The organism is Streptomyces sp. NPDC059456 (assembly GCF_042750055.1).
Taxonomy (GTDB): domain Bacteria; phylum Actinomycetota; class Actinomycetes; order Streptomycetales; family Streptomycetaceae; genus Streptomyces.
Genome location: NZ_JBHYVA010000093.1, coordinates 1 through 3050 on the forward strand (window position 1 = coordinate 1; position 3050 = coordinate 3050).

A 3050-nucleotide genomic window follows, 5' to 3' on the forward strand; every position below is an offset into this window, starting at 1 on the left:
GGTGCGCACCGGCCGGGTGCGCACCACGGGCCCCGCAGGGTCCGTACGAGGGCTCAGGAGGGCTCGGGGGCCGGCAGTGCGGCGACGACCACCGCGGCCTCCTCCTCGGTCAGCTCGATCTCGAACTGCTTGGCCAGCAGCTCGCGCACCTCCGCGTCCACCACGTACCGGACCTCGACGGTGCCGTCGGCCCGGGTCAGGGTGAGCTTGCGGTGGTTGAGGTTGAGCCGCCAGTCCTCCGCGATGCGCTCCAGGAAGACCCGGCCGGTGAACGGCGAGCTGGAGTGCGTGGAGATGAAGTAGTTCGCCACCACGCAGTCGATGTGGTGGTGGCCCTCCGTGGCGTACCAGTACAGGGGGAACCAGTCGTCGCCCCGCCGGAGCGAGAGCAGCCACTCCTTGTCGGTGTCCGCCACCCGCGCCAGCCGGTACACCCAGCCGTTCTGCTCCGAGACGACGCCGTCGGAGACCGGGATCGGCTCCAGCGGGCCCTCGTCGCCGAAGCCGACGTCGGCGAGGTACGTCTCGTCGCCCACGGCCACGCTCAGGATCAGGTGCGTACGGGGCAGCGGCTTGGGCGCGTCCAGGATCGGGCGCGCGTACAGCCGGGTGACCTCGTACCCGAGGCGCTCCAGCAGGAGGGCGAAGAGCATGTTGTGCTCGTAGCAGTACCCGCCGCGCCTGCTGCGCAGCAGCTTGGACTGCATGACGTCGACGTCGAGGTCGATGCCCCGCCCCAGCAGGATGTCGAGGTTCTCGAACGGGATGGTCAGGGCGTGCGCGCGGTGCAGCCGGCGCAGGGTGTCCGCGTCCGGCTCCAGCGGCCCGGTGATGCCGAGGCGGTCGAGGTACGCCCGGACGTCGAGGCGGTCGGCCTGCCACTGGGCGGCGCTGCCGATGGGCCGCATGTTCAGCCCTTCTTCTCGCTGTCGAGCATGGCCATGCCCTCGGCGTCGAAGCGCGTGCCGGCGACCTCGTCGGCGGGCACGGCCCGCTCGATCTCGGCGACGTCCTCGGCGGTGAGCTCCAGGGAGAGCGCGCCGAGCGCCTCGGTCAGCTGGTCGCGGCGGCGGGAGCCGACGACGGGGACGATGTCGACGCCCTGGGCCATGGCCCAGCCGATCGCCAGCTGCGAGGTGGTGACGCCCTTGGCCTCGGCCACCTTGCCGAGGGCCTCGACCAGCTGGAGGTTGCGGTCCAGGTTCTCGCCGCTGAAGCGCGGGAAGTTGCTGCGGCCGTCGTCGGAGGCGGCGGCCCGCTGGTGGTTCCAGCGGCCGGACAGCAGGCCGCGGGCCAGCACCCCGTACGCGGTGATGGCGGTGCCGAGCTCGCGCGCGGTCGGCAGGATCTCGTCCTCGATGGCGCGGGAGAGCAGCGAGTACTCGATCTGGAGGTCGGCGATGGGGTGCACGGCGGAGGCGCGGCGCAGGGTCTCCGCACCGATCTCCGACAGGCCGATGTGCCGCACGTGACCGGCGTCGACCATCTCCTTGATGGCGCCGATGGTCTCCTCGATCGGCACCGCAGGGTCGAGGCGCGCCGGGCGGTACACGTCCACGTAGTCGGTGCCGAGCCGCTGGAGGGTCTGGGCGAGGGAGTTCTTCACGGCCTCGGGACGGCAGTCGACGCCGAGGATGCCGCCCGACGGGTCGCGCAGGACGCCGAACTTGACGCTGAGGGTGAGCTGCTCGCGGTCGTGGCTCTGCAGCACCTCGCGCAGGAGGAGCTCGTTGTGGCCGCTGCCGTAGAAGTCGCCGGTGTCGAGGAGGGTGATGCCGGCGTCGATGGCGGCGTGCGCGGTGGCGACCCCCTCGGCCCGGTCGGCGGGCCCGTAGAAGTCGGACATGGACATCAGGCCGAGGCCGAGAGCGGATACCTCGGGGCCGGCCGAACCAAGTGATCGCAGCTGAGTCATATACCCCAGCATTGAGCAGGCCGCTGTGGCGCAAAAACCATTCCACGCCGGTCTGTCAGGTCGTGAATGGCCGGATATCGATGGGGATTCCGCCGTGCCGGTTGAGATCATCGAATGCATGACAGAAACCATGCGCACCGTCCGCCAGGATTCCCTCGGCGGAATTGACGTACTGAACTTGACGGATTCCCCGCTCCCGATTCCCGGCTCCACGGAAATTCTGGTAAAGACCCACGCCGCCGGCGTCAATCCCATCGACTGGAAGATCCGCGCGTACGGACTGTGGCTGACCCCGCCGTTCGGCGTCGGCTGGGACGTCTCCGGCACCGTCGTGGCGGTCGCGGCGGGCGAGAACCGCTTCAAGGTCGGCGACGAGGTCTTCGGCCTGCCGTCCTTCCCGCACGAGGCCGCCGGGTACTCGGAGTACGTCGCGGCGCCCGCACGGCACTTCGCGCGCAAGCCGGGCAGCCTCGACCACGTCTCCTCGGCCGCCCTGCCGCTCGCCGGGTCCACCGCCTGGCAGGCGCTGATCGACGGCGCGGACCTCCGCGAGGGCCAGCGGGTGCTGATCCACGCGGCGGCCGGCGGCGTGGGCCACCTGGCCGTCCAGATCGCCAAGTCCCGCGGCGCGTACGTCATCGGCACGGCCAGCGCGGCCAAGCACGAGCTGCTGCGCGAGCTCGGCGCCGACGAGCTGATCGACTACACGGCGCAGGACTTCGCCGACGCCGTGCAGGACGTCGACGTCGTGCTCGACCTGATCGGCGGCGACTACGAGGACCGCTCGCTGCGCACCCTGCGCCCCGGCGGGCTCTACATCGGCGTGACGAACCCCCTCGCCATCGAGGAGATCACGGCGAAGGCCACCGCGGCGGGCGTCCGCGCGATCACGGTCAACGTGGCCCCGGACCACGTCGTGCTGGCGGAACTGGCCGCCCTCGCCGACGCGGGCCGGCTCCGCCCGCTGATCGCGGAGACCTTCCCGCTCCAGGAGGTGCGCAAGGCCCACGAGCTCGGCGAGTCGCAGCACACGACGGGCAAGATCGTCCTCACGGTGTGAGCCGGAGCCGGGGGGCGGGGGGGGGGGGGGCGGGGGGGGGGGGCGGGGGGGGCGGGGGCGGGGCGGGGGGTAGCG

Annotated in this window: 3 protein-coding genes; 1 reads left to right on the forward strand and 2 read right to left on the reverse strand. The window is 71.7% G+C overall.

Annotated features, from left to right (window positions below):
* Positions 1–53 precede the first annotated feature (53 nt).
* Positions 54–908 carry an arylamine N-acetyltransferase gene (locus ACFXA3_RS11470; RefSeq protein ID WP_385185203.1) on the reverse strand — a complete coding sequence of 285 codons (855 nt, stop codon included), beginning with the start codon at positions 906–908 and terminating at the stop codon, positions 54–56.
* 2 nt (positions 909–910) lie between these two features.
* Positions 911–1915 carry an aldo/keto reductase gene (locus ACFXA3_RS11475; RefSeq protein WP_385185206.1) on the reverse strand — a complete coding sequence of 335 codons (1005 nt, stop codon included), beginning with the start codon at positions 1913–1915 and terminating at the stop codon, positions 911–913.
* A gap of 118 nt (positions 1916–2033) precedes the next feature.
* On the opposite strand from ACFXA3_RS11475, the gene ACFXA3_RS11480 reads away from it, so the two are divergent.
* Positions 2034–2975: an NADP-dependent oxidoreductase gene (locus ACFXA3_RS11480; protein WP_385185209.1), complete on the forward strand. Its 942-nt coding sequence runs from the start codon at positions 2034–2036 to the stop codon at positions 2973–2975.
* The last annotated feature ends 75 nt before the right edge of the window (positions 2976–3050 follow it).